We start from the raw sequence: 25,615 nt of genomic DNA on the forward strand, positions 1-25,615 counted from the left end.
CAGGTCGGTCTGGGTCCGGTACCGACGCTCAGCCGGCATCGGAGGAGTGCCCCGGGAAGAGGTGGGCGCTCGGGTCGATGGCCACCGCCGCGTTGTTGACCGCCGTCGCCGCCTCACCGAAGCCGGTGGCGATCAGCCGGACCTTGCCCGGGTACTCGGTGATGTCGCCCGCCGCGAAGACCCGGGGCAGGTTGGTGGCCATCGCGCTGTCCACCAGGATGTGGCGGCGGTCCAGCCGTAGCCCCCACTCGGCGAGCGGGCCCAGGTCGGCGGTGAAACCGAGGGCGGCCACCACGACGTCCACCGGCAACGTCTCGGTGGCGCCGCCGCGCACTGTCACCTCGGCACCGGTCACCGTGCCGTCCCCGAGCAGCCTGGTGACCTCGGCGTTGACCACGACCCGCACCGGCAGCGCGAGCACCCGGGCGACGGTCGAGGCGTGCGCCCGGAACTTCTCCCGTCGGTGTACGAGGGTCACCGACCGGGCCAGCGGTTGCAGGGCCAACGCCCAGTCGAAGGCGGAGTCGCCACCACCGACGATCAGCACGTCCCGATCGGCCAGCTCGGTCGGCTCGGTCACGAAGTAGACGATCCCTGACCCGGGGGCGCCGTCGGCGCACGGCAACGGCCGAGGGCTGAAGCTGCCGAGCCCGCCGGTGACCACTATCGCGCCGCAGGCGAGTTGCTCACCGCCGGCCAGGCCCAGCACCGGTCGGCCGTCAGCGTACGAGAGCTTCTCCGCCCGGGTGCCGAGCAGGTACCGCGGATTGAACGGCGCTGCCTGGGCCACCAGGTTGGCCACCAGATCACGGCCCTTGACGGCGGGAAAGCCGGCGACGTCGAGGATCAGCTTCTCCGGGTACATGGCAGTGACCTGGCCGCCCGGTTCGGGCAACGCGTCGATCACCGCCACCGACAGCCCTCGGAACCCGGCGTAGTACGCGGCGAAGAGGCCGGCCGGACCGGCCCCGATCACGGCGACATCGACCTCGCGCATGGCGTACCGTCGCTTTCCGCTTACGGATCAACGCGTGCTGATCTCGACCGTAGGCGGGCGGCGACAGTCGGGCAAGGACGTCCCAGAGGCGCGCCGGAGAATCGGCTCAGGGCAGGCTGAGCGTGGAACCTGAATAGTCCGGGCCGTCCACCGCCGGTCGCCGCCGCCGGAACAGGATCGCCGCCACCACCCCGCCGAGCAGGCCGAACAGGTGACCCTGCCAGGAGATCCGCTCGTCGGTGGGGAGAATGCCGACCAGTTGCCAGCCGTAGAGCAGACCGACCAGGAGGAAGACCGCGAAGTTCCACCAGCTGCGCTCGACGATGCCCCGGGTGAGCAGGATGCCCAGGTAGCCGAAGATGACACCGCTGGCGCCGACCACCACCGAGTTGGGCGAGCCGGTGAACCACACGCCGAGCCCACTGACCAGGATGATGATCAGGGTCGACCAGAGGAACCGGCGGGCACCGGCGGCGAGGACGAAGGTGCCCAGCAGGATCAGCGGGATGCTGTTGCTGTAGAGGTGGTCGAAGCCGTGGTGCAGGAACGGGGAGAAGAAGACCCCGTCCAGCCCGTCGATGCGTTGCGGGATGATGCCGGCGGTGGCGTCCAGGCCGAACGCCAGCCCCTGGTCGACGGCCTCGATGAGAAACAGGAACGGGACCACCGCGCACATGGCGACGAAGGCCCGGCCGAGCGAGGCGTAGAACGCCTCGGTGCCGAACCGGAACGGGTCGCCGCTTGACGGGTGCAGGGTCACCGTACAACTGCTATCAGCAAAAGCGGCCGACCGCCACTCACGTCCCGACCGGGGTACGCGCGACAGCGGGGCGGGTGGTCTCCCACCCGCCCCGCGTCGAGAGCGTCAGTAGTGCCCGTTGTTCTGGAAGTAGGTCCAGGCACCGCAGGGCGTCTTGTACCTGCCCTTGATGTAGCCCAACCCCCACTTGATCTGGGTGGCCGGGTTGGTTCGCCAGTCGGATGCGACGGAGCCCATCTTGCTGCCCGGCAGCGACTGCGGGATGCCGTACGCACCGGACGAGGAGTTGCTGGCCTTGTGGTTCCAGCCGCTCTCCTTGGTCCAGAGCTTCTCCAGGCAGGGGAACTCGGAGATGCCGAAGCCGGCGTCGATCATCAGAGCGCAGCCGGTCTTGCGGTTGCCGCTGTACTCGGCGCAGGACGCCGGGATCGGCCCGTCGTACGGCTTCGCGGCCGCGTTCGCGGCCGCGCGCTCACGTTTGCGCGACGCCGCAGCGGCCTCGGCCTGGCGTGCCCGCTCGGCGGCTTCCTTCGCGGCCTGCTTCGCCCGCAGCTTCGCCTGGTACTCGGCGGCGCGTTGCTTGGAGAACTGCACCTGGTGAGCGGCCTGCCGCTCACGCTGGTACGCGAGGTCGGCCCGGTCGACCTCGACGCTGACCTTGTCGGCCAGGCCCTGTTGCTGGGTTTCCCGGTCTTCGCCCAGGTAGAAGCCACCGGCAACGCCCACGGAGAGCAGCGCTACAGCAGCCGTACGGGCGCCCAACCGGCTCCACAGCCGACTCACGAAGTGGTCCCTTCGTCGGGAGCAAGGACGTGGCGCGGCGCGGGCCGCAGGTGGGCCGTCAGCCGTGCCACGAGCGCCCCGACCGGTTGCCGGTCGCGCTGACGCACCGATCGTCGCTGATGTCGTCCGTCTCGCGACGTTCGATCACCAACGATTCCTGTGGTGCGTGGACGCTCGTGGGACACGATTGCGCACAGTGAGGCTGATGGGAAACGGACCGGGCCGTTTGTGATCTGGGCCACACTAAAAATAGGGACGAATCCCCCTAAAGCGCCCGTCAGATCGGGATGTCCTCCAGGAGGTCGGTGACCATCGCGGCGATCGGCGACCGCTCCGAACGGCTGAGGGTGACGTGTGCGAAGAGCTGATGGCCCTTGAGCGCCTCGATGACCGCCGTCACCCCGTCGTGCCGACCGACCCGCAGATTGTCCCGCTGGGCCACGTCGTGGGTGAGCACCACCCGCGAGCCCTGCCCGATCCGGGACAGCACCGTCAACAACACCCCGCGCTCCAGCGACTGGGCCTCGTCCACGATCACGTAGGCGTCGTGCAGGCTGCGCCCCCGGATGTGGGTCAGCGGCAGCACCTCCAGGATGCCCCGCGAGGTGACCTCCTCCAGCACGTTCTCGTGCACCACCGCGCCGAGCGTGTCAAAGACCGCCTGCGCCCACGGCGACATCTTCTCCGACTCCGAACCCGGCAGGTAGCCCAACTCCTGGCCACCTACCGCGTACAGCGGGCGGAACACGATCACCTTCTTGTGCCGACGACGCTCCATCACCGCCTCCAGCCCGGCGCAGAGCGCCAGCGCCGACTTTCCGGTGCCGGCCCGGCCGCCCAGCGAGACGATCCCGATCGACTCGTCCAGCAGCAGGTCGAGAGCGATCCGCTGCTCGGCCGAGCGACCGTGCAGCCCGAACGCCTCCCGGTCGCCCCGGACCAGCCGCACCGACTTGTCCGGCAGCACCCGGCCGAGCGCCGAGCCACGCGCCGAGTGCAGCACCAGACCGGTGTGACAGGGCAGCCCGGCCGCCTCGTCGAGGTCGAGCGTCTCGCCGGCGTAGAGCTGGCCGATCTGCTCCTCGCTCAACTCCAGCTCCGACATGCCGGTCCAGGTCGGGTCACTGGCCTGGCCGTGGCGGTACTCGTCGGCGCGCAGGCCCACCGAGGCGGCCTTGACCCGCAGCGGCATGTCCTTGCTGACCAGGGTCACCTCCCGCCCCTCGGCGGCGAGGTTCAGCGCGACGGAGAGGATCCGGGCGTCGTTGCTCTCGGTGCGGAAGCCGGGCGGCAGGACACCGTCGTCGGTGTGGTTCAGCTCCACCCGCAGGGTGCCGCCGACGTCGTTGGCGGGCACCGGATGGTCGAGTCGACCATGCCGGACCCGCAGGTCGTCGAGCATCCGCAGCGACTGCCGGGCGAACCAGCCCAGCTCCGGATGGTGCCGCTTGCCCTCCAGCTCGGTGATGACCACCAGAGGCAGCACCACCTCGTGCTCCGCGAACCGGTGGAATGCCGCCGGATCGGAGAGCAGCACCGACGTGTCCAGGACGAAGGCCTGGCCGGCTGGTCGTGGCTCCTTGGGGTCGGCCGGCGCGGCGGCCGCCGAACGGCGGCTCCTGGTGGCGCGGCGGGTCGTGGCAGTCGCGGCCGGGGTCTGGTCGGCACCGGCGATGGTACGGCGAGTCGTCACAGGCCTGCTCCGACGGATGGGCACCCGCCACCCGTGTTCCGCCTCCTCCGGTGCCCGGGGACACGGGGTCGGATGCGGAACCCCGTGCGCGAGGTCGCAGATCCGGGCGGACCGGCTGGCTCGGGAGAACCCCGTGCCATGCCTAGACGCTAGCCCCGCCGGACCTTCCCGGCTAGAGGCCGAACGTGGATCTCCCACGGCGCGCTCGTGAACAGCGCCGCGCCGACGCCGGCACCAGCCGAAAGGCACCGTCGCGGGCACGGCGGAACCGGCCGGGATGCATGCCCCCTGCGCGCATCCCGGCCGGTTGGGGCCACCGTCACCGGTCTGACGTGACCCCGACGGTGCGTGTCCGCCGCGGACGACGCACCGCGTTCGTGGCACCGGTCGGCGGGGCGGACCCCGCCGACCGACCTCAACCGGTCCGTCGGACGAGCGTGCCGGTCGGGTGCCGCCCGGTGATCGGGGCGGCCGGCGCGCTGAACGACGAGCCGGTGTACGTGGTGCCGGGGCGGGCGACGGCACCAGCCGAGCGGACCACTCCCGCGGGCGAGACCGACAGGGCCGAGGCGATGGCCGCCTGGGCGTCCCGCCGACGCCGGTTCCAGGCGCCCCGGTCACCGTCGAAGTAGCCCTGCCGGTAACCGAAGCGGTAACCGATGCGATAGCTGAGCTGCCCGTGCAGCCGCCCGGCCGCGTAGCTGGTGGCGCCGAGCACCAGGACGAGGAACACCGCGAGAAAAGGGCTCATCGGGCAGCTCCGGCCCAGCCGGGACGCCAGGTCATCGCTCCTCCGGCTCGATCGTGGTGGGGTCGGCGACGAGCAACCGGTCCAGGTCGTCGGTGCTGACCTCTTCGACCAGCTCGACGCTGATCCGGCAGCCGTCCAGCACGACTTCGGCCACCGAGGACCGGCGGATCTCGCCGCCGGCGTCGTAGACCCGGACACTCAGCTCGGGGCAGCCGAGATGGGTACGCCAGGCGTTCCACTCGGCACGATCGCCGACGCTCAGCGACAGGTAACGGCAGCCTCGGGCGAGGTAGAGGCGCCAGGGGGCGGTCAGCCCCGCAGCGACGCCCTCGGCGATCAGCCCGAAGGCCTGGGCGCGGGTGGCGAGCTCGGTCACCACGGCCCCCTGGCACCGGGGGCGTGACGCATGTGAGCACCAGTCGTCTCATGCACGTGACACACCGTAGATTGTCCCATGGACGTGACAGTATCAGCTTTTCGTCCGGTTACGTTTGCCACTACGTTCATCTATTCTGCCCGCGTGACACCCCTCAACAGTGGCACTGACTCGTTTACCGGAAATCCGAACGCCTCGTCACGTCCGCGTGACAGTGGCGAGCCGTCGTACCCACCCTCCGCCGGCTGGCCGTACCGTCACGGAGTGACCGAGACGGCCAATGCGCGGAAGATCGCCTTCGCCACCTTCGTCCGACGGGCCCTGGACGAGGCACGGGCGACCCGAGCCTGGAGCGGCACCGAGGTGTCCCGGCGCACCGGCGTCTCCCGGCAGACCATCAACCGCTGGGTCCGGGGCGACTGGGCCAGCGACCCGGAGGCCGAACGGGTGGTCGCCTTCTGCGAGGGGCTGGGCCTGAACCCGGCCGCCGCCTTCGCCGCCCTCGGCTGGGACCGCACCGCGACCGGCCCCCGCACCGGCCAGGCCGCCCCTCCGATGGACCCCGACGTCGAGGCCCTGCTGCGCCGGCTGGTCGACCCGCAGGTGTCGGACGCGGAGAAGTTCCACATCCGCGAAACCATCAGATACCTCGCATACCGCCCAACGCTGCCGGTCGATGTCCGAAAAAGGGGCAATCAGGCAGGCTAGTTCCTCAGATAGCGAAAGAACGCCTGGTCAGGTTCATTCGTTTACCTCCGGGGTTGGAACGGGCACGCTAGCGTCCCTATTCGTACTGCTTGGGCTCGTCATCGGCGGGGGGACGGGACAAGGCCGAACCCAGCCCTGCGGGACAGAAGGAGGGGTCTGTCCATGACCCTGAAGTGGTTGGCAGTCGTGGTCGCAACGGTGTCGGTGACACTGTGGGTGACCGGCAACACAGTGACCCTCGTGGTCGACGGCGGGCAGCTTCCGCTGCTCGTCAACCTCTTTGCGCTCATCACCGCCGGCACCGCGGTCGTCCTGGCCGTCGTCGCCGAGCTGCACGAGCGCCTGAACAACCGGATCAGCGCGCTCACCGAGTTCCTGGTGGCCCGGCTCAACGAGATCGAACACCACACCGGCGATCGGAACACCGGGTTCGTGGAGGGCTACCTGTTGAGCCACGGCCAGGAGGCGGCGGTGGTGCCGTTCGGCCGGCGCGGACGAGGAGCTGCCGAACGCTGATCGCCTACCGCACAACGGGTCCGCTCGGCCAGGAATGAGCCTGGATCGCCGGGGTACGCTGACGCGCGTGCCGCCGTTGAATCTGGGCAATCAGCAGCCGAAAACCCCGTTGGACGCCGACCAGGCCTGGCGGGCAACCGCCAGTCGGGCGGCCGGGACCGTGCTCTTCTTCGACTTCGACGGCACGCTCGCGCCCGTCGACGACGATCCGACCGCGGTACGCCCGGCTCCCAACGCGTTGGCCGCGATCGAGGCGCTCGCCCCGGTCGTGCAGCGGGTCGCGATCGTCTCCGCCCGACCCGTCGAGTTCCTTCGGGACCAGCTCGGCGGGCTCGCCGGCGTGGACCTCTACGGTCTCTACGGGCTGGAGCACAGCCACTCCGGCGGGGAGACCGTCACCGAACCGGCGGCGCTGCCCTGGGTTCCGACAATGTCCGAGCTGGCCGACCTGGCCCGGGCGGAGCTGCCTCCCGGCACGCTGGTGGAGTACAAGCGGCTCTCGGTCGCGCTGCACTGGCGTACCGCCCCGCAACTCGGCCCGACGGTGCAGCAGTGGGGTCAGTCGCAGGCCGACCGCCTGGGGTTGCGTTCGCAGGCCGGGCGGATGGTGCTGGAGCTCAAGCCGCCGGTCGACCGGGACAAGGGCATGGTCATCGGCGAGGCGATCAAGGGCGCCACCGGCGCCTGGTACTTCGGCGACGACGTCTCCGACATCAAGGCCTTCGCCGCGCTGCGCGCTCGCGCCGCCGCCGATCCGGACTTCCTCGGCGTGTGCGTGGCGGTGGCCAACTCGGAGACCGGACATGAGGTGGCCAACGCCGCCGACCTGACGATCGAGTCGCCGGCCGCCCTGGGCGACTTCCTCACCCGGGCGCTGACCCACCTGCCCTGACCGGCCTTGCTCTGACCGGCCTGCTCTGATCGAGCGGCGACCGACGGCGTCGCCGCCCGGTCAGGTGCCGTAGCGGCGTTGCCTGTTGGCGTACGAGCGCAGGGCCCGCAGGAAGTCGATATGCCGGAAATCCGGCCAGTTGAGCTCGCAGAAGTAGAACTCCGAGTGCGCGGACTGCCACAGCATGAAGTCGGAGAGCCGCTGCTCGCCGCTGGTGCGGATGACCAGGTCAGGGTCGGGCTGGCCGCGCGTGTAGAGGTGCTCGCTGATGTGCTCGACGTCCAGCACCTCGGCCAGTTCCTCAAGGGTCCCGCCGGCGGCTGCGTGTTCCAGCAGCAGGGAGCGGACCGCGTCGGTGATCTCCCGCCGACCGCCGTAGCCCACCGCGATGTTCACCTCCGCCCCTCCGCTGCGGTCGAGGGTGCGTTCCTCGGCGCCCTTGAGCGCCGCCGCGGTCTGCGCCGGCAGCAGGTCGAGCGCACCGACCATGCGCAGCCGCCAGGGGTTGCCCTCCTCGGCCAGCTCCACCACCAGATCCTCGATGATCTTCACCAGTGGATCCAGCTCGCTCGCCGGGCGACGCAGGTTGTCGGTGGCCAGCAGGTAGAGGGTCACGTGCCCGACGCCAGCCTGGTCACACCAGGCGAGGACATGCTTGATCTTCGCGGCGCCGACCCGGTGCCCGTCGTTCGGGTCGACGAAGCCCATCTCCCGCGCCCAGCGGCGGTTGCCGTCGCACATCACCCCGACATGGCGGGGCACGGGCTTACCGGCGAGCTTTGCCGTGAGCCGGCGCTCGTACACGGAGTAGATAAGGTTCCGCAGCGTCATCACCTAGCAGCGTAGCGACCCTTGCGCCAGTTCACCGCCTCGGAGCCCCATCCCCACCGCCCAGACCGATGCCGATCATCGCGAGCGTACGAGCGGTGAGGCGTCCGTCACCCAGACCCAGCTCGACCACGTCGTAGAAGACCCGGTCGTCCCGACGGGCCGCCCGGACCGCCGCGTCCACCACCCGGCGTCGCCGGGCCAACCAGGCCGCGACCGAACTGTGCCGCAGGTGGGTGCCGAGACGGCGACGCAACCCGTGGGCGTAGCGGCCGGCGGCGTCCTCGGGCGACCGGGCCGCCGCCGACCCGGCCAGCGCGCCGGAGAGCAACGCGTAGAAGATCCCCTCCCCGGTGAACGGGTTGATCAGCGACAGGGCGTCCCCGGCCAGCAGGGTGCGCCCCCGCCCCGGCGACGGTCGGTGCGTGGAGAGCGGCAGGTGATGGGCCCGCAACGCGGTCACTGTCGCCAGGTCGGTGCCGGGTAGCAGCGCGGCCAGCCGGTCCAGCAGGTACGCCCGGCTCAGCGGCTCACCGCGCAGGACCTCCCCGTACCCGACGTTCGCCCGTCCGTCACCGATCGGAAAGGACCATGCGTACGCCGGCCAACGCGCCTTCGAGGTGACGATGAGCTGCTCGGACGGGCCGGGCAGCGCCGGGGCGTACCCCCGGATGGCCAGCGCGAGGTGCCGGTCGGGGTTCTGCGGGTGGCCGAGCGCCCGACGCACCACCGAGCCGGCGCCGTCCGCACCGATCACCACCCGCCCGGACACCTGCCCGTCGAGCACCACCCGGTCGGCTCGTGGCTCGACCTGGCGCACGGTGTGCCGGCGCAGCTGCGCGCCGGCGGCCACCGCGGCCGCCACCAAGCGCGCGTCGAAGACCTCCCGGGGCACGGTGTACGCGGGTCGGGGCAGCGCCCGGGCCACCGCACCGCCCCCCGGCGAGATCATGCGGAGCGCCGGCAACGGCGCGTAACCCGCCACCGCCTCGGTCACCCCCAGCTCGGCGAGCACGTCCACCGAGTGCGCGGCGATCCCGTCACCACACGCCTTGTCCCGGGGGAAGTCGGCCCGGTCCAGCAGCAGCACGCTGGCACCGGCCCGGCACGCCGTCAGCGCCGCTGCCGCGCCGGCCGGCCCCGCCCCCACCACCACCACGTCGAACTCGTCGTCCACCGCGCGCCTCCCTCCAGTCCGACGCGGCGCGGCCGCTCCCGCCGGGCGACCTGGTCGGCCCTCCGGCCGGCCACACCGACGATCTCCGCAGCTGCCCCGACGCCGATCGCTGTGACCGACGCCACCCGCCATCCTGCCCCCTGCCCGCCCGAGAAGACCGTTCCCGCACTGGACCGACAGGTCTCACCGCCCTCCTTTGCTCTGCACCCGCGGACGCGACGGTTACCGTCCGCCACTGTCGCCTATAGAGGTGCAGAGCAAAGGGGGAATGGGCCGTGGTCGGGCCTGCGCTGTGGCCGGGCCAGCGCCATGGCCGGGCCAGCGCCATGGCCGGGCCAGCGCCATGGCCGGGCCAGCGCCATGGCCGGGCCAGCGCCATGGCCGGGCCAGCGCCATGGCCGGGCCAGCGCCATGGCCGGGCCAGCGCCATGGCCGGCCGCCGGCCGCCGGCCGCCAGCCGGCCAGCGGGAGGGGTGCGGGGCTGGCCGCGGTCAGGGTTGGGGTTCAGGTTGGGCGGCGTCGGGGGCGCGGGCGGCGCGGCGCAGGCCGTACAGGGTCAACCCCGCCGCCGCGACCAGGGGGCCGCCGTCGCGGACCAGGCCGTCGACCCCCAGCAGCCACCAGCACAGCGGCAGATCCACAGCGAGTACGGCCACCGTGACGACGATCAGCAGGCCACGGGCCCAGTCCTTGCCCCGCATCAGGAACGCGGTGCAGAACAGCACGGCGTAGCTGGCCGTGATGCCAGCGCCGAACCAGAACAGCACGGCCGGCACCGCGGTCAGCCGACCGTCCAGGATGGAGCCCCCGGCCACCAGCGCTGGCACCAGCATCAACGGGCTGTAGGTGAAGGCCGCCACGCGACTGGTCAACAACCAGGCGCTGGCCTGTGGTCGGCGGGGCGGGGTCTCCCGCCAGGAGATGCCGTCCCGGTCGATGACGAGACGCGCACGGTGCCGGACCAGGTGCCCGGCCAACGCCGACGAGCGGTAGAGCAGCCAGACCACAGCGACACAGAGCGCCGTGAGGATCGCGAAACCGAGCAGGCCGGGCAACGGCGGCACCCCCTGCCGGGGCACGATGAGCCGGCCGACCGCGAAGATCGTGGTGACCGCGAGGATCAGCCCGAACGGGCGGGCCACCGTACGACCCCGTTGCACATGCCCGATCAGCAGCAGGAAACCGAACGAGCGCAGCAGTGCCCAGCCGGTCCGGACGGCCAACCCGAAACCCTGCTCCGGGGCGTACCACCAATTGAGCAGCTCGACCACGACGGTGGCCGCCGCCGTCGTGGCCAGCAGGATGACGAGCACCCGGACGGCGGACGGCCGCCGGACCTGGGTCTCGGCGGCCGTCCTCATGAAATCGATGTTGCCCGCGAAGGGCCTCGTTCACACCTACCGCTGCGGCTGTGCGGCGTCCAGGCGCGCGCGCAGTGCGTCCAGCTCGGCCCAGAGCACGCCGGGCAGCTTGTCACCGAACTTCTCGAACCAATCGGTGATCATCGGAAGCTCGTTGCGCCACTCGTCCGGGTCGACCTTCAGCGCGATCCGGACATCCTCCGGGGTCATGTCCAGGCCCTCGACATCCAGGGCGTCCGGCGCGGGGACCATGCCGACCGGCGTCTCGACCGCGTCGGCGGTGCCCTCGATCCGCTCCACGATCCACTTGAGCACCCGCGAGTTCTCGCCGAAGCCGGGCCAGAGGAACGAACCGTCCGGGTCCTTGCGGAACCAGTTGACGTAGTAGATCTTCGGCAGCTTCGCCTCGTCGCCGTCGGTGCCCTTGCCCATCTCGATCCAGTGCCGGAAGTAGTCACCGGCGTGGTAGCCGATGAACGGCAGCATCGCCATCGGGTCCCGGCGGACCACGCCGACCGCGCCGGACGCGGCGGCGGTCGTCTCCGAGGAGAGCGTGGCACCCATGTAGACGCCGTGCACCCAGTCGCGGGCCTCGGTCACCAGCGGGACGGTGTCCTTACGGCGTCCGCCGAAGAGGATCGCGTCGATCGGAACGCCGTTCGGGTCGAAGTACTCGTCGGCGAGGATCGGGCACTGCGTGATCGGGGTGCAGAACCGGCTGTTCGCGTGGGACGAGAGGCTGTCGCTCTCCGGCGTCCAGTCGTTGCCCTTCCAGTCGATCAGGTGCGCCGGCGGCTCACCCATGCCCTCCCACCAGATGTCACCGTCGTCGGTGAGGCCGACGTTGGTGAAGATCGAGTTGCCCCGGTCCAGGGTGCGCATGGCGTTGGCGTTGGTCTTCCAGTCGGTGCCGGGCGCGACGCCGAAGAGACCGTACTCGGGGTTGACCGCGTAGAGGCGGCCGTCCGGGCCGAACCGCATCCAGGCGATGTCGTCGCCGATGGTCTCGACCTTCCAGCCGGGGATCGTCGGCTCCACCATGGCGAGGTTGGTCTTGCCGCAGGCCGACGGGAACGCGCCGGCGATGTGGTAGACCCGGCCCTCCGGCGAGGTGATCTTCAGGATCAGCATGTGCTCGGCGAGCCAGCCCTCGTCCCGGCCCATCACGCTGGCGATCCGCAACGAGTAGCACTTCTTGCCCAGCAGCGAGTTGCCGCCGTAACCCGAGCCGAACGACCAGATCTCCCGGGTCTCCGGGAAGTGCGAGATGTACTTGGTGTCGTTGCACGGCCAGGCGACATCCTCCTGGCCGGGAGCGAGCGGGGCGCCGATGGAGTGCAGCGCGTGCACGAAGTCCGCGTCGTCGCCCATGGCCTCAAGGACCCGGGCGCCCATCCGCGTCATGATCCGCATGGAGGCGACCACGTACGGGCTGTCGGTGATCTCCACACCGAACATCGGGGACTCGGCCTCCACCGGGCCCATGACGAACGGGATGACGTACATGGTGCGACCGCGCATGGAGCCCCGGTACAACTCCGTCATCGTCCGCTTCATCTCGGCCGGCGCCATCCAGTTGTTGGTGGGGCCGGCATCCGCCTCGTCGACGGAACAGATGTAGGTGCGCTCCTCGACCCGGGCGACGTCCGTCGGGTCGGTGCGCGCGTAGAACGAGTTGGGCTTCTTCTCGGGGTTGAGCCGGATCAGAGTGCCGGCCTCGACCAGTTCATCGGTGAGGCGGCGCCACTCCTCGTCGGACCCGTCCACCCAGACGACACGGTCGGGGGTGGTCAGTTCTGCGACCTCACGGACCCAGGCGAGCAGTTTCGGGTGGGACGTCGGGGCCTGATCGATTCCCCGCACAACAGCCGGAGCAACCATGACACATCTCCTTGTGGTCGACGCTGACCGATCTATGGGATGCACGAGACTCGGCGGCGCGAAGCGTCGCCTTCGTGGAAACCTGGGATTGGCCTCAGCGTAAACCGGGCAGCCTTCCGAGTCAGTGGGACAGGTTGTGAAGAACTGCACAAGCTACGGCCTCGCTGCGGCATCACGAGCTGATACCCGCTTTCCCGCGCAGTTTCACGCAAATCTTGTTGTGCACCCCGGCGGCGGCTTGTTGCGGTCGGGCCGTGGACCTGCCCCGCCGACCGGTGCGAGGATTCCCGTTCCGCAGCGGCTCAGTCCTCCCAATTGGCTACGCTCTGTGCAGTGGTCACGTACGCAGACGCTGGGCCCCTCCGGGACACCGCGCCCGCTCGCCGTTGCTACCCCTCTGACTGGCCGGCAGCCGGTAGGCTCCCTGCGTGGCCGCCACGATGACCGGGGAGCAACCGGGTTCCCCGCAGACCCGACGGGGTCTCGTCGGCACACTGCTCGACCGCTTCGGTCATCTCCTCCGCGAGCTGAGCAAGTTCGCCACCGTGGGTGGTTTCGCCTTCCTCATCGACTTCGCGCTCTTCAACTACCTGACGAGCAGGCACGGCGTCGAGGAGCTGACCGCGAAGACGATCTCCACAGTGATCGCGGCCACCGTCGCCTTCGTCGGCAACCGGTTCTGGACGTGGCGGCACCGTCAGCGCAACAACGCGGCCCGCGAGTACGCGCTCTTCTTCTTCTTCAACGCGGTCGGCCTCGGCATCACCGTCGCCTGCCTGGCGCTGAGCCGCTACGGGCTCGGGGCCATCTGGCCGGCAGTGTTCCAGACCCGCCTCGCCGACAACCTCGCCAGCTACATCGTCGGCACGGGGCTCGCCACGCTGTTCCGATTCTGGTCCTACCGGCGGTTCGTCTTCGTCGAAGCGGGAACCCCGACCGTTCCGCAGGTGAATCCCGACCGTGACCACGGGGCGTGACCTGCCGCCCACCTCGTTCGGCCGGTGATCGCCGGCCGCACCGACTGCCCTAAGGTGTTTCGCATGCGTCTTGTCCGTCTGCTGCCTGAGCGCTGGCAGAAGTTCATCCACGAGGCGCTCAAGTTCGGCATCGTCGGCGGCATCAACACCGTCATCAATTACGCGGTGTTCAATGCCCTCGCACTGACCGTTTTCGTCAATGGTCAGTTGAAGGCGACCGTGATCGCGACCATCGTCGCGACCATCACGTCGTACCTCATGAATCGGCACTGGACGTACCGCGATCGCCCGAAATCGGCGCTTCGTCGGGAATATCTGCTCTTCTTCCTTTTCAACGGCGCCGGCCTGCTCATTGAGCTGGGTGCCGTGGCGGCCGCCAAGTACGGTCTCGGCGTACACGGCCTGCTGGCGCTGAATGTGGCCAAGACCGTCGGCGTCATGCTGGCCACGCTGTTCCGGTTCTGGTCCTACCGGACCTTCGTCTTCCAACCTGTCGCACCAGCAGCGGACGAGGCTGCGAAGCCCCAGTCCACCTGGCACAGCATTCCGCGCGACGAGTGGGACACCATGGCGGAGATGGACCCGGTCGCCGAGCTGGCGGAATCCGTGTCCGAGCTGGAGGAGTCGGAGCCCGCACAGCGCGCCGACTACCCGCCCGGCACACCCACCCAGGGCCGGCCCCCGCACCTGAGCGTCAGCCCCGCCGCCGACCTGGACGCGGAACTCGCCGCGGAACTGCACGTCGGCACCCGTCGCGCGCCCCGCCGGTGACCACACCCGACGCCCGCTCTGGCACGGGCCGACCAGCCGAGCTGTTCTTCGAGGACCTCGTCCCGGGGCTGACCGTCGATCTCGGCGTGGTCACCGTGGACGCCGACGAGATGGTCGCCTTCGCCCGCCGCTTCGACCCGCAGTGGTACCACGTCGACAGCGACCTGGCCGCGGCGAGCCGGCACGGCGGTGTGATCGCCAGTGGCTTCTACACGGTCAGCCTGTTCATGCGCGCGTACGTCGACCACCTGCTGTCCCGGGCCGCCGCGGACGCGTCCCCCGGCCTGGAGGAGCTGCGGTGGCTCGCCCCCGTGCGGGCCGGCGACCGGCTCGCCGTCCGGGTCGACGTGATGGGCGCCCGACCGTCGACCGCCCGTCCCGGGCTCGGCACCGTCAGCCTCACCGGCACCATGCTGCGCCTCGGCCCGGACGACCGGCCCGAGCAGGAGGTGCTGCGGACCCGCTTCCGTGGCTGGTTCGCCGTCCGGCCGGTCGAGGTCGACCCCGCCGGCGCCGAAGCTGTCGAAGCCGCCGCGGCCGACGCTGACCGGCCCGAAGCTGATCGGCCCGAAGCTGATCGGCCCGAAGCTGATCGGCCCGAAGCTGATCGGCCCGCCGACGGCCCGAGCGCGGCGGACCCGTCCGCCGCCGCGCCGTCCGCCGCCGTGCCGTCCGCCGCCGCGCCGTCCGACGGTGACCCGACGGAGATCAGCGGCTCCGCCGAGGCGCAACGACACGACTGACCCGCCCCCGACACCGTGGCAGGGGGCGGGTGTCAACCGCACCGGTCAGGTGGTGGTGTCGCGCAGCGACTTGCCGTCCTGCATGTCGGCGAGCATGTCGCGCATCTCGCCATCGCCCAGTGAGTGCTTGTCGTGCTGTGCCTCGACCAACTCGTACAGGGTGGTCTGCACCTTTCCGACGTCCGGCACGTCGGAGAGCACCGACTGGCCGCGCTCACCGGCCGACTCGATGGTGAGCGTGCCGCAGCCGAGCAGACGCTCGACGAAACGCTGGTTCATCGAGTGGTCGTTGACGCGGGCGAGCGGGAGGTCCCGCCGGTCCCGGGAGAAGACACCCTGCTGGAGCAGGACCCGCTCGTTCGTGAACAGGTAGTGGGTGGTGCGCCAGACCAGGAACGGCCACAGCGCGAGCCAGAGCACCGCGACCAGGGCGATCGCCCCGATCACGGCCAGCACGATCGAACCCCCGCTGCCCTCAGGCAACAGGACCACGCCGACCACCACCGCGGCGATGGCCAGCACCAGCACCGCGATCGGCCGGATCAACGCCTTCCAGTGCGGGTGCAGGTGCAGCACGACATGCTCGTCCTCGGTGAGCACGTCCTCAGGAAACGCCACGGGAACCTCCAACGCGATTTTCTAGACGCGCAGACGGTAAACCCCCCAAGCCCCACCACAACATCCGCCACGCGGCCCCCACCCGTGCTTCCGCGATCTTGCACTTCCGGTCGCCGTTACGCGGCTTTCACCCCTTGTGCCGCGACAGGAAGTGCAAGATCGCGCGGTTGGGGGGTGGGGCGGGGTGGGTTAGCGGAGGTGTAGGACGTCGCCGGCTGCCAGGGTTCGGGTTTCGGTGGGGGTGGTGACGATGAGTTGGCCGTCTGGGTCCACTCCGGTGGCGGTGCCGGTCAGGGAGTCGCCGTTGGGGAGCAGGACGCGTACCTCCCGACCGACCGTCGCGCAGGCCGCCAGGTAGGCGTCGCGCAGGCCGCTGGCCACCGCGTCGCCGCCCGCCGAACGCCAACGGTCGTACCAGTCGGCGACCGCCCGCAGCAGCGCCCGCAGCAGCGGATCCCGATCGGTGGCCGCCGCGCCGGCCAGCTGGAGCGAGGTGGCCGGCAGCCCGGTCGGGTTCACCGGCAACTCGTCGGCGCGCAGCGTCACGTTGAGCCCGATGCCCAGCACGATCGCCGGCGGTTGGTCCGGCGTACGTCCGGGCACCGCCTCGGCCAGCACGCCCGCGCACTTCGCGTCGTCGATCAACAGGTCGTTCGGCCACTTCAGGGTGGCCTCCAGCTCGGCCAGCCGGGCCACCGCCTCGACGAGCGCCACGCCGGCCAGCAACGGCAGCCACCCGTACCCCGTGGGTGCCGCCGGCAACCAACCGCGGTCCGGCACGGCCTCGCCGGGCCGCAGCAGCACGCTCGTCGCGATGCCGGCCCGGGCCGGCGACTGCCAGACCCGACCACGGCGACCACGACCAGCGGTCTGCCGTTCGGCGACCACCACCAGGCCCTCGGGCTCGTCGGTCCGGGCCGCCTCGGCCACGTCGGCGTTGGTGGAGCCGGTCTCGGCCCGCAACTCCAGCCGGGCCCACGGCCCGTTCGGCGCGACCAACGCGCGGCGCAGCCGGGCCGCCGACAGCGGCGGCCGGTCCAGATCGGTGTACGGGGAACCCGGCATTCCGCCAGCCTACGGCGGTGCCCTGATCGACACTGAGGCGTACTGCACAGGGGCACCCACCTGAACCATCGTTATATTCCCAGGGTGACTACCGAGACCGGGACCAACATGCACAGCACCGCGGGCAAGCTGGCGGACCTGGAGCGCCGGGTCGACGAGGCGGTGCACGCCGGGTCGGCCCGCGCCGTGGAGAAGCAGCACGCGCGCGGCAAGAAGACCGCCCGCGAGCGGATTGAGATGCTGCTCGACGAGGGATCCTTCGTCGAACTCGACGAACTGGCCCGGCACCGGTCCACGGCCTTCGGGCTGGAGAAGAACCGGCCGTACGGCGACGGTGTGGTCACCGGCTACGGCACGGTGGACGGCCGGCAGGTGTGCGTCTTCGCCCAGGACTTCACGGTCTTCGGTGGTTCGCTCGGCGAGGTCTTCGGCGAGAAGATCGTCAAGGTGATGGACCTGGCCATGAAGATCGGCTGCCCGGTGGTCGGCATCAACGACTCCGGTGGCGCGCGCATCCAGGAGGGCGTCGTCTCGCTCGGCCTCTACGGTGAGATCTTCTTCCGCAACGTCCGGGCCTCCGGTGTCATCCCACAGATCTCGCTGGTGATGGGCCCCTGCGCCGGCGGCGCGGTCTACTCCCCCGCGGTCACCGACTTCACAGTGATGGTCGACCAGACCTCGCACATGTTCATCACCGGCCCCGACGTGATCAAGACGGTGACCGGCGAGGACGTCGGCATGGAGGAGCTGGGCGGCGCGCGTACGCACAACTCCCGCAGCGGTAACGCGCACTACCTCGCCACCGACGAGGAGGACGCTGTCGACTACGTCAAGGCGCTGCTGTCGTACCTGCCGTCGAACAACCTCGACGAGCCGGTCGTCGTCGAGGCCCCCGCCGACCTGACGATCACCGACGAGGACCGCGAGCTGGACACCCTCGTCCCGGACTCCGCCAACCAGCCGTACGACATCCACACCGTCATCGAGCACGTCCTCGACGACGGGGAGTTCCTCGAGGTCCAGCCCCTCTACGCGCAGAACATCGTGGTCGGCTACGGCCGGGTCGAGGGGCGACCGGTCGGTGTGGTCGCCAACCAGCCCATGCACTTCGCCGGCACCCTGGACATCGCCGCCTCGGAGAAGGCAGCCCGGTTCGTGCGCACCTGCGACGCGTTCAACATCCCGGTGCTGACCTTCGTGGACGTACCCGGCTTCCTGCCCGGCACCGGCCAGGAGTGGGACGGCATCATCCGCCGGGGCGCCAAGCTCATCTACGCGTACGCCGAGGCCACCGTCCCCAAGGTCACGGTGATCACCCGCAAGGCGTACGGCGGGGCGTACGACGTGATGGGCTCCAAGCACCTCGGCGCGGACCTGAACTTCGCCTGGCCGACCGCGCAGATCGCGGTGATGGGTGCGCAGGGCGCGGTGAACATCCTCTACCGCTCCGAGCTGGCAGGTGCCGAGGACCCGGCGGCGGTCCGGGCCGAGAAGATCGCCGAGTACGAGGACACCCTGGCCAACCCGTACGTGGCCGCCGAGCGGGGGTACGTCGACGCGGTGATCCCGCCGCACGAGACGCGCACCCAGATCGTGCGGGCGCTGCGCATCCTGCGCACCAAGCGGGAGACCCTGCCGCCGAAGAAGCACGGCAACATCCCGCTGTAACGCGGGGTCCGGTTCCCTCGATCCGCGCCCTCAGCAGTTCGGGGGTGGGGCGTTGGCGTTCGGGCACAGGCGCGCCACGGCCGCGACGGCGAACTGTTGGAGTTCCGCCTCGGTGCCGTCGCGACCGAGGCTGAGCACCGAGACGAGATCGCCGACCTGCACCACCGCAGTGTTGGTCGGGCGCGTCTCGTCGTCGAGCGTCGCGCCGGTGTTCACGTCCCGGGCCTGGGAAATCGTGTGGGTCAGCAGGACGCCGCCTTGCCCCCCAGAGTCCAGCGGCCGGACCTGCCACCGGTGCACCGCCTCCGCCGTACCGGTCTGCCCCTTCCGCTCGTACGGCCCGCGGCTGCGCCACTCGTCGCACGGGTCCACCAGACCCTGGAGGGTCACGAGGGCCAACGTCGCCTCGTCCTGTGTTGCCATCCGGTAGACGTCCTGCATCACGAGAACGTCGGCGTTGCCGGGCTCGGTTCCGGCGGGACGCGCCCGAAGCAGGGTCTGTGAGCGGGACAGGCGGGAGAACCGCCACCCCTCCGGCAGCCCCAGGTTCGCCCGGCACTGATCGAGCATCGCGTCGACCCGGACCGGCTCTCCCATGCCCGCCTGGCTGAGCTGCACCTCGATCGGGCGCGTCAGGTCGGCCGGCTGGAGCAGGGCGTCGGTGGTGATCTCGTGCTGGGTCGGCGTGGCGTCGGGCGAGGCGGAGGCGGCCGGAAGAGCCGACGGCGGAGATGTCCTCGGCGCGGCGACCGCGGCGGCGGACACCCCGGCGAGGGCCAGCACGACGGTGGCCGCCACGATCCTGCGCTGGCTGCGGCGACGGGCCCGGGCACGGATCTCCTCCGGGCCGAGCCAGCGCACGTCCCGCAGGTCGCGCTGAATCTGTTCGACCAAGGTCGGGTCGTCACGCATCGGTGGCCTCCTCCAGGTCAGAGACGGCGAGCAGACCGGCGAGCGCAGCGCGCCCCCGGGAGAGTCGGGCCTTCACCGTGCCCACCGGGGCCGCGGTCTCCCGGGCGACCTCGGCGACAGGCATGCCCACCAGGTAGTAGAGGGCGATGGCGACGCGTTGCTCCTCGGGCAGCCGGCGCAGGGCGGCGACCACCGCGACGGTGTCGGTGCCCGGCCCGGGAACGCTCTCGGTGGCCCCGTGTCGCAGGTAGGCACGGGCCCTGCTCCGCAGACTGCGCCAGCGGCTGACCGCGATCCGACTGGCCACCACCCGAACCCACGCCTCCGGGTCGTCGTACGCGCTGATCGTCGACCAGCGCTGCCACGCCCGGACGTACGCCTCCTGCACGGCGTCCTGCGCCTCGCCCCGATCGCCGGTGAGGGCGTAGACGAACCCGAGGAGTCGTTGTCGACTCCCCCGGTAGAACTCGTCGAACCCGTCGACGTCCGGCACCAGCTACCTCCCCGTGTCGGTCGCTGGGAACACGCACCGCGCGGGGTGGTCGGTTGCCCCGGTCAGGCGATCATCTTCTCCAGCTCGGCGAGCGGGAACGCGCCGGCCGCGATCCGCTCCCGGGCCGCCCGGCGTACGGCCCGCTGCACCGCCACGTTGGCCGGTGTCGGTACGCCGTGCAGCCGGCCGAGCAGGGCGATCTCCCCGTTGAGGTGGTCGACCTCGGTCGAGCCGGTGCCCCGGGCCAGGCTCTGCCAGGTGGAGCCGCCGGAACGGGCCTCTCCGGCGACCGGGCGTTGCCCGACCAGGTCGCCCCGTTCGGCCTTCTCCTCCTCCGGCGAGGTGTGCGCGATGCCGGCGGCGGCGAGCGCGGCGACGCCCTCGGCGCGTACCCGCTCGGCCAGCGCGTCCGGGATGTCCCGGCCGAGCAGCGCCTGCAGGCCGTTACCGAGGTTGCTGAGCAGCTTGCCGTACTTCCAGCGCAGCACGTCGGCGCGGACCGGGGCGACGAAGCCGGCGGCGGTCAGGTCGGCGGCGATCGCCGCGTCGGTGTCGTCGGCACCTGCGGGGTACCGGCCGATGTGGAGCATCCCGGGGTGCGGGTACCCGTTGGCGACCACCACGCCCGGGTCCAGGTGGGTGGCCGGCAGCCAGACACAGACCGGGTGCACGTCGGCGAAGAGCCGCAGCGCGGCCCGCTCGTTGGCCACCCCGTTCTGCGCGGTCACCAGCGGCAGACGTTCGCCGGCCGTGCCGCCGCCGACCACCGGCGCGTCCACCCAGGTGGCCAACGCGCCGGCGGTGTCCTGCGACTTCACGGTGAGGATCAGCACGGTGTCCGCTGGCAGCGGCTGGTCACCGGGCCGGTCCACCGCCGCGAGCCGGGCGGTGACCTCACCGTCGGGCTGCCGCAGGGTCAGACCCCGCCTCCGGATCGCGTCCAGGTGGGCGCCGCGGGCCACCACTGTCACGTCCCGGTCGGCCTGGGCCAGCCGTACGCCGATGGTGCCGCCGACCGCGCCCGCCCCGATGATCACGTATCGCATGGACCTCATTCTGCCCGCCGTGCGCCTTCCGCCCGGTGTGCCGCCCGCCGGTTGCCTTCCGTTAGCTGGTCAGGCCGGCGTCGGTGAGGAACGGGCCGGCGAGCAGGAGCGCGCCGGCGATCAGCGCCGCGAGGTTGATCACTGCGAAGACGCTCACCCAGAAGAACCCCGGAAACGGGGTGAGCCCGGCGAGTTGGTCGGCGTCGGAGGCGGGCATCCGGCCCCGGGAGCGCAGCCGTTGCAGCTCGACCACCGGCCGCACCCCACCGAGCAGCAGGAACCACACCCCGGTGTACGCGAAGGCTGCCTGGACCTGCGGCGTCGCGTACCACGAGACGGCGAACACCAGCGCGCCGGTGACCAGCAACGACACCACGCCGAAGGCGTTGCGGATCATGACGAGCATGGCCAGCAGCAGCGCCACCGCCACCCAGAGCAGCAGGGTGATCCGGTTGCCGCCGAGCAGCCAGGCGCCGGCCAGCCCGACCAACGGCGGTGCGACATATCCGGCGAGCAGGGTGAGGATCATGCCCGGCCCGGTGGGACGGCCGGCGGAGAGCGTCAAACCCGACGTGTCCGAGTGCAGCCGGATGCCGCGCAGCTTGCGGCCGGTGAGCAGGGCGACGAGGGCGTGCCCGCCCTCGTGCGCGATGGTGATGGCGTTACGGGCGATCCGCCACGGCAGCCGGGTGGAGACCACCACCAGCGCCACCGCCCCGGTGATCAGCACCAGCAGCGCGGGCGGGTCCGGCTGCGCGCCGAACAACGTGTCCCACTTCTCGCCCAGCCCGTCGATCGACATCATGGGGCGCGAGCCTACCGGCGGCGTTCCGTGTCGCTCCCGAGGCACCGGCTCGCATCCTGTGAGACTGATCGGGTGGCGAGTGAAACGGCAGGTGAGCGCTGATGAGCGCGGAACCCCGGGGGCACCACGTCGGGCTCTGGACCGAGGCCGACTACTTCGCCCTGGGTGAAACCCCGGACCGCATCGAGCTGCTCGACGGGAGCCGCCGATCGCCTGGTCAAAATGCAGCTCTACGCCATCGCGCGAATCCTCTGGTACCTGCTGGTCGAGCAGGACGGGGACGGTCACTCGTTGCGGCTGTTCCGGCTCGACGGCGAGCACTACGTCGAGGACCAGGTTGCCAAGCCCGGCGAGACGCTGACAGTCGTCGAGCCGTTCCGCTGGCAGCTCGACCCGGCCACACTGCGCTGACCCGTTCCTCTCGTCACCAGGGCGACAGACGGCCGCCGATGAAGCTTTTTTCAGCCTCCCTTGCGATCTAGGGCACTTACCTCCAAAGATGGACGTCGATAGAGCGACGTCCTTGGAGGCACTCATGGCCCGTACCTCATCAACGCTGCGCCGCGCACTCGCGGCCGGCCTCACCGTCCTCGCCACCGCGGCGGCGGCCCTGGTAGCGACCGCCGGACCGGCGGCCGCAGCCACCACACCCGGCATCGACGTGTCCCGCTACCAGGGCAGCATCAACTGGACCAGCGTCCGCAACGCGGGCATCCAGTTCGCCTTCATCAAGGCGACCGAGGGCACCAGCTACAAGGACCCGAACTTCAACGCCAACTACGTCAACGCGTACAACGCCGGGGTGATCCGCGGGGCGTACCACTTCGCCCGCCCGAACATCTCCGCCGGCTCCACCCAGGCCAACTACCTGGCGTCCAACGGCGGCGCCTGGTCCGCGGACAGCCGCACCCTGCCCGCCGCGCTGGACATCGAGGGCAACCCGTACAGCGGCGGCTACTGCTACGGCCTCAGCACGACCGGGATGCGCAACTGGATCCAGGACTTCCTGAACACCTACCGCTCCCGCACCGGCCGGTACGCGGTCATCTACACCACCACGAGCTGGTGGAACCAGTGCACCGGCAGCTGGACCGGCCCGTGGGCGAACCACCCGCTCTGGCTGGCCCGCTGGGCGAGCGCGCCGGGCACGCTGCCGGCCGGCGCGTCGGTGTGGAGCTTCTGGCAGTACACCAGCACCGGCGCGGTCTCCGGGATCAGCGGCAACGTGGACCGCAACTACTGGAACGGCGACCGGAGCCGCCTGATCGCGTTGGCCAACAACACCTGACCGGGCCGTTGGCGGCAGCGGGATCGACGGTCACCAGCACGGTCGACAATCGGTCCGGCTGCCGCCACACCACCGGGTACGGGTCAGGCCCGCCGCCGGCTCAGGGCCGGCACCACAGCATCCTCACGAGCCAGCGCGCCCCGGCGGGTCATCCGCCAGGCAGCAACGCCAAGGCCGGCAACGATCACGACGCCGAGCAGTGCGACGAGCACCGAAACCCCCGCGCTGACCAGCAGCAGAATCGCGTCGCCGAGCGCCACGAGCATCCACAGTGCCAGCCGGGGCCGAGTGTCCCTCCGTCGGTAACCCATGTCGTGCCTCCTTCCGTCGTCAAAGGTCAATTACCCCGGACGACGGAAGGTCATGCGAATGAGTTTCAGTCCTGCCGGTCGGGCACGAAACCCTTGGCGATCCGGTCGAAGTTCGGCAGGTTGGCCTGCCAGTCCTTCTCCGCGATCTCCCACCGCAGGGCGTAGCCCCGGTTGCTGGCCGTCACGAACCCCCGGTTGCGGACGTGGATCCGCTGCCCGTCCCGAGTCTCCAGCCACTCCCAGTCCGCACAGGTCTTCCAGAAGTTACAGCGCTTGATGCCGAGGTTCTGGTAATTCTTGACGATCTCTCTGCGGTCCGGCTCGATGCGCTGCCAGTCCTTGTAGGCGTCGTCCTTTGGGGTCGGCGTCCACTGCACGAGCAGCTCCCCCGGCCCGTTGGACTCGTCGAAGACGACAGTGTTCTGACCAGCGTCGCGGCGCACCCAACCGTCGGGGATCGGCAGGGCGAAGCCTTCCGGGTCCCGGTGCAGCTTCCAGCCGGCCGGCAGCGCGTTCGGGTCGACCGAGGGAGTGGCCGAGGCCGACGGGGTCGGCGCACCGGTGGTGGGCGGCGGTGGCGCGGCAGCGGAGGTCGGCGCGGGCGCCGAGGTGGCGGCAGCACCGGTCGGGTCGGCCTGCGGGGTCTTGTCGCCGTCGCCGCTGGTCAGCATCGGCACGACCACCGCGAGGCCGATCAGCAGCAGCGCGACCAGCGCCCCGATCAGCACGTTACGTCGGGTGTTGTTCGGCTTCGTGCCGTCCGAGGGCGGCACCGACGCGCGGCCGGCCGGACCCACCGGCGGCATCAGCGACGTCGGCGTGGTCGGCTTGCGCTGCTCCGGAGCCACCGGCGGCCCGTCGACCACCGTCGGCTCGTCGTCGACGTTCGTCGTACCGTCGCCGCTCGTGTCGGGCGCGGCCGCGACCGTCGCGGTCGGCTCTGCCCCGGACGCGGCAGCATCGGACGCGGCGGCCCCGAACGCGGCGGCCTCGGACGGGCGGTCGACAGGGGCGGTCGGCTCGGCCGGTGCCGCTACCGTCGGGTCGGCCGGCACCACAGCGGTCGGGTCGGCGGCTGCACCTGAGGAAACCACTGCCGTCGGCGTGGCATCAGCCGCAGCGGTCGCGGCAGCAGCAGCGGGGACCGCAGCGGCAGCCGGCGGCGGCGACACCGGCTGGTCGACGCTCTCGGCAGGTCGCGGCGCCGGCACGTGCGGCGGGCGCGGCTCGCGCGGACCGTTCGGCCCCGGCCGACGTACGCCATCAAGCAGGGAGATCCCGCGCGACCGCTTGCCCCCGGCGCGGCGCAGCAACCGCTCCGCCACCTCGGCGGTGATCCGCTCGTTCGGGTCCTTGCGCAGCAGCCCGTTGAGGACGGCCTTCAGCGGACCCGCGTTCTTCGGCGGCGGAATCGGCTCGGTGGCCAACGCGGCCAGGGTGCCGATCGCCGACGGGCGGGCGTACGGAGACTTGCCCTCGACCGCCGCGTAGAGCGTCGCGCCAAGCGACCACAGGTCGGCCTCCGGACCGGCGGTGCCGTCCCGGGCCCGCTCCGGCGAGATGTACGCGGGTGAGCCGAGCACCATGCCGGTGCGGGTCACGTTGGGGTCGCCGGGGATGGTGGCCAGACCGAAATCGGTCAGCACCACCCGGCCGTCCTCGCCGAGCAGCACGTTGCCGGGCTTCACGTCGCGGTGCATGACGCCCGCCTTGTGCGCGGCGCTGAGCGCGCCCAGCACACCCAGGCCGATCTCCACCGTGCGGGCCACCGAAACCGGGCCGTCCTCGGCGAGCGTGTCCTGCAACGACTTCGACGCCACGTACTCCATGACGATCCACGGATCGCCGTCGGTGCGCAGCACGTCGAAGATGCGGACGACATTGGCGTGGTTGAGCCGGGCGATGGCCCGCGCCTCCCGCAGCGAGCGCTCGCGCATCTCGCGGCGCTCCTCATCGGTGAGACCGGGTGGCGGCACCAACTCCTTGATGGCGACGTCCCGGTGCAGCACCTCGTCGCGCGCCTTCCACACCCGGCCCATGCCGCCCTGGCCGAGCGGCGACAGGAGCCGGTATCGGTCAGCGACGAGTTGGGGAAGCGCGTTCGACATCGGTGAGACGGTACCCGGACCCGCTGACGCTCACACCGCCGGCACGCCACTGTGCGCTTCGGGTAACTTCGCGCCGCGTACCCTGAC

General features: G+C 70.9%; 27 protein-coding genes. 9 read left to right on the forward strand and 18 right to left on the reverse strand.

Translation table 11 applies throughout. The features are described 5' to 3' along the window. Positions 1–28: 28 nt before the first annotated feature. The 6 genes from KBX26_RS21325 to KBX26_RS21350 form a co-directional block, all read right to left on the reverse strand. The gene (locus KBX26_RS21325; protein WP_030328840.1) at positions 29–997 is read right to left on the reverse strand and encodes an NAD(P)/FAD-dependent oxidoreductase; all 969 of its coding nucleotides are present in this window, start codon (positions 995–997) and stop codon (positions 29–31) included. Positions 998–1,103: 106 nt separating this feature from the next. Beyond that, entirely contained in the window at positions 1,104–1,757 is a 654-nt protein-coding gene (locus tag KBX26_RS21330; protein WP_030328841.1) for a rhomboid family intramembrane serine protease, read from the reverse strand. Positions 1,758–1,862: 105 nt separating this feature from the next. Then, complete coding sequence (locus KBX26_RS21335; protein WP_210861170.1) at positions 1,863–2,540, reverse strand: lytic transglycosylase domain-containing protein; 678 nt, start codon at positions 2,538–2,540, stop codon at positions 1,863–1,865. Between the two features lie 277 nt (positions 2,541–2,817). Continuing rightward, a complete protein-coding gene (locus tag KBX26_RS21340) occupies positions 2,818–4,233 on the reverse strand; it encodes a PhoH family protein (protein ID WP_030328848.1) in 1,416 nt (471 codons plus the stop codon). 415 nt (positions 4,234–4,648) lie between these two features. Then, entirely contained in the window at positions 4,649–4,984 is a 336-nt protein-coding gene (locus KBX26_RS21345) for a hypothetical protein (RefSeq protein ID WP_030328854.1), read from the reverse strand. A 31-nt stretch (positions 4,985–5,015) separates the two neighbouring features. Beyond that, the gene (locus KBX26_RS21350; protein WP_030328857.1) at positions 5,016–5,360 is read right to left on the reverse strand and encodes a hypothetical protein; all 345 of its coding nucleotides are present in this window, start codon (positions 5,358–5,360) and stop codon (positions 5,016–5,018) included. 264 nt (positions 5,361–5,624) lie between these two features. On the opposite strand from KBX26_RS21350, the gene KBX26_RS21355 reads away from it, so the two are divergent. From KBX26_RS21355 to otsB, 3 genes are all read left to right on the forward strand, one after another. Then, entirely contained in the window at positions 5,625–6,068 is a 444-nt protein-coding gene (locus tag KBX26_RS21355; RefSeq protein WP_030328859.1) for an XRE family transcriptional regulator, read from the forward strand. Positions 6,069–6,230: 162 nt separating this feature from the next. After that, the gene (locus KBX26_RS21360; protein WP_030328864.1) at positions 6,231–6,584 is read left to right on the forward strand and encodes a hypothetical protein; all 354 of its coding nucleotides are present in this window, start codon (positions 6,231–6,233) and stop codon (positions 6,582–6,584) included. 67 nt (positions 6,585–6,651) lie between these two features. After that, on the forward strand, positions 6,652–7,476 hold the full coding sequence (gene otsB / locus KBX26_RS21365) for a trehalose-phosphatase (RefSeq protein WP_210858719.1): 825 nt from the start codon (positions 6,652–6,654) through the stop codon (positions 7,474–7,476). Between the two features lie 60 nt (positions 7,477–7,536). Here the strand turns inward: otsB and KBX26_RS21370 are convergent, their stop codons facing one another. The 4 genes from KBX26_RS21370 to KBX26_RS21385 form a co-directional block, all read right to left on the reverse strand. Then, positions 7,537–8,307, reverse strand: coding sequence for an isoprenyl transferase (locus KBX26_RS21370; protein ID WP_030328867.1), 771 nt, complete (start codon positions 8,305–8,307; stop codon positions 7,537–7,539). 31 nt (positions 8,308–8,338) lie between these two features. Beyond that, positions 8,339–9,481, reverse strand: a complete 1,143-nt coding sequence (locus KBX26_RS21375; RefSeq protein ID WP_030328869.1) for a geranylgeranyl reductase family protein — start codon at positions 9,479–9,481, stop codon at positions 8,339–8,341. Between the two features lie 491 nt (positions 9,482–9,972). Then, positions 9,973–10,842: a hypothetical protein gene (locus KBX26_RS21380; protein ID WP_210866255.1), complete on the reverse strand. Its 870-nt coding sequence runs from the start codon at positions 10,840–10,842 to the stop codon at positions 9,973–9,975. Between the two features lie 36 nt (positions 10,843–10,878). Beyond that, positions 10,879–12,723: a phosphoenolpyruvate carboxykinase (GTP) gene (locus KBX26_RS21385; RefSeq protein ID WP_030328874.1), complete on the reverse strand. Its 1,845-nt coding sequence runs from the start codon at positions 12,721–12,723 to the stop codon at positions 10,879–10,881. 440 nt (positions 12,724–13,163) lie between these two features. Here KBX26_RS21385 and KBX26_RS33250 point away from each other — a divergent pair, with 440 nt between their 5' ends. The 3 genes from KBX26_RS33250 (at position 13,164) to KBX26_RS21400 (ending at position 15,214) form a co-directional block, all read left to right on the forward strand. After that, the gene (locus tag KBX26_RS33250) at positions 13,164–13,700 is read left to right on the forward strand and encodes a GtrA family protein (RefSeq protein WP_030328876.1); all 537 of its coding nucleotides are present in this window, start codon (positions 13,164–13,166) and stop codon (positions 13,698–13,700) included. A gap of 63 nt (positions 13,701–13,763) precedes the next feature. Next, positions 13,764–14,471, forward strand: coding sequence for a GtrA family protein (locus KBX26_RS21395; protein WP_210866283.1), 708 nt, complete (start codon positions 13,764–13,766; stop codon positions 14,469–14,471). Next, entirely contained in the window at positions 14,468–15,214 is a 747-nt protein-coding gene (locus KBX26_RS21400) for a MaoC/PaaZ C-terminal domain-containing protein (protein ID WP_210866256.1), read from the forward strand. The genes KBX26_RS21395 and KBX26_RS21400 overlap by 4 nt, the downstream gene beginning before the upstream one ends. Positions 15,215–15,259: 45 nt before the next feature. On the opposite strand, the gene KBX26_RS21405 is transcribed toward KBX26_RS21400, so the two are convergent. Both KBX26_RS21405 and KBX26_RS21410 read right to left on the reverse strand, forming a co-directional pair. Next, positions 15,260–15,832 (reverse strand): PH domain-containing protein, encoded by a 573-nt coding sequence (locus KBX26_RS21405; protein ID WP_030328888.1) that lies wholly within the window; start codon positions 15,830–15,832, stop codon positions 15,260–15,262. Positions 15,833–16,021: 189 nt separating this feature from the next. Then, the gene (locus tag KBX26_RS21410) at positions 16,022–16,897 is read right to left on the reverse strand and encodes a biotin--[acetyl-CoA-carboxylase] ligase (RefSeq protein ID WP_210866257.1); all 876 of its coding nucleotides are present in this window, start codon (positions 16,895–16,897) and stop codon (positions 16,022–16,024) included. Positions 16,898–16,981: 84 nt separating this feature from the next. Here KBX26_RS21410 and KBX26_RS21415 point away from each other — a divergent pair, with 84 nt between their 5' ends. Beyond that, positions 16,982–18,565, forward strand: coding sequence for an acyl-CoA carboxylase subunit beta (locus KBX26_RS21415; protein WP_030328892.1), 1,584 nt, complete (start codon positions 16,982–16,984; stop codon positions 18,563–18,565). A gap of 30 nt (positions 18,566–18,595) precedes the next feature. Here KBX26_RS21415 and KBX26_RS21420 read toward each other — a convergent pair whose 3' ends face one another. The 4 genes from KBX26_RS21420 to KBX26_RS21435 form a co-directional block, all read right to left on the reverse strand. After that, positions 18,596–19,477: a hypothetical protein gene (locus tag KBX26_RS21420; protein WP_210866258.1), complete on the reverse strand. Its 882-nt coding sequence runs from the start codon at positions 19,475–19,477 to the stop codon at positions 18,596–18,598. Further along, positions 19,470–19,970 carry a SigE family RNA polymerase sigma factor gene (locus KBX26_RS21425; protein ID WP_030328895.1) on the reverse strand — a complete coding sequence of 167 codons (501 nt, stop codon included), beginning with the start codon at positions 19,968–19,970 and terminating at the stop codon, positions 19,470–19,472. The genes KBX26_RS21420 and KBX26_RS21425 overlap by 8 nt, the downstream gene beginning before the upstream one ends. A gap of 62 nt (positions 19,971–20,032) precedes the next feature. Next, positions 20,033–21,016, reverse strand: coding sequence for a ketopantoate reductase family protein (locus tag KBX26_RS21430; protein WP_210860073.1), 984 nt, complete (start codon positions 21,014–21,016; stop codon positions 20,033–20,035). A 61-nt stretch (positions 21,017–21,077) separates the two neighbouring features. Further along, a complete protein-coding gene (locus KBX26_RS21435) occupies positions 21,078–21,821 on the reverse strand; it encodes a M50 family metallopeptidase (protein WP_210866259.1) in 744 nt (247 codons plus the stop codon). A 222-nt stretch (positions 21,822–22,043) separates the two neighbouring features. On the opposite strand from KBX26_RS21435, the gene KBX26_RS33055 reads away from it, so the two are divergent. After that, positions 22,044–22,232, forward strand: coding sequence for a Uma2 family endonuclease (locus KBX26_RS33055; RefSeq protein WP_247675686.1), 189 nt, complete (start codon positions 22,044–22,046; stop codon positions 22,230–22,232). A 124-nt stretch (positions 22,233–22,356) separates the two neighbouring features. Continuing rightward, positions 22,357–23,109, forward strand: a complete 753-nt coding sequence (locus KBX26_RS21445; protein ID WP_030328902.1) for a GH25 family lysozyme — start codon at positions 22,357–22,359, stop codon at positions 23,107–23,109. Positions 23,110–23,192: 83 nt separating this feature from the next. On the opposite strand, the gene KBX26_RS21450 is transcribed toward KBX26_RS21445, so the two are convergent. Further along, positions 23,193–23,420: a hypothetical protein gene (locus KBX26_RS21450; RefSeq protein ID WP_030328904.1), complete on the reverse strand. Its 228-nt coding sequence runs from the start codon at positions 23,418–23,420 to the stop codon at positions 23,193–23,195. Between the two features lie 65 nt (positions 23,421–23,485). Continuing rightward, positions 23,486–25,528: a serine/threonine-protein kinase gene (locus tag KBX26_RS21455; RefSeq protein WP_210866260.1), complete on the reverse strand. Its 2,043-nt coding sequence runs from the start codon at positions 25,526–25,528 to the stop codon at positions 23,486–23,488. Positions 25,529–25,615 lie beyond the last annotated feature (87 nt).

It is taken from the genome of Micromonospora sp. C97 (assembly GCF_018070385.1).
GTDB classification, from domain to species: Bacteria; Actinomycetota; Actinomycetes; order Mycobacteriales; family Micromonosporaceae; genus Micromonospora; species Micromonospora parva.